The sequence below is a fragment of the Zobellella aerophila genome (assembly GCF_039539325.1).
GTDB lineage: Bacteria > Pseudomonadota > Gammaproteobacteria > Enterobacterales > Aeromonadaceae > Oceanimonas > Oceanimonas aerophila.
Genome location: NZ_BAABCX010000016.1, coordinates 1 through 512 on the forward strand (window position 1 = coordinate 1; position 512 = coordinate 512).

Here is a 512-nt window from a genome sequence, read left to right on the forward strand (position 1 = left end):
CAGGGTCTCCGCCGCCGCCACCGACAGGTTACCGCCGGTCATGGTCACGGTGGCGGTGGTACCAATCACCATCACCGAGTAGTAGAGGCCGTTGCCCGCGGTAGAACCGTTGGTGCCGTGGGTCAGCGCGATGGTGGTGCCGTCGACGTTGATGCGCTCGTTGCTGCCGTTGGTGACGTTGGTGATGGTGAAGCTCAGCCCGGTGATGGTCTGGCCGGCCTCGACGGTGTTGATGTCGGTGCCGGTGAACAGGCTGGCCGCCGCGCCGCCCTCGGTGAAGGTCGGGTGGCCGGCGTTGGCGGTCAGGGTCGGCTCGTCGTTGACGCCGACCACCGTCACCGTGGAGGCCACCGCCAGGCTGGCGGTATCGTCGCCGCCGTTGGCTGTGCCGCCGCTGTCCTGCAGGCTGGTCAGGGTCACCACCCGGTTGCTGGTGCTCGGGGTATTGCTGTTGTTCTGGTAACTCATGCCGTCGATGAGCGTCTGGGCGGTGGCGGTCGACAGCGTGCCGC

The 512-nt window shown here is 67.8% G+C and carries 1 protein-coding gene; it reads right to left on the bottom strand.

Annotation, left to right across the window (positions count from 1 at the left end; all coding sequences use genetic code 11):
• On the bottom strand, positions 1-512 hold a 512-nt coding region (locus ABD806_RS17990; RefSeq protein WP_344960205.1), incomplete at both ends, for a hypothetical protein.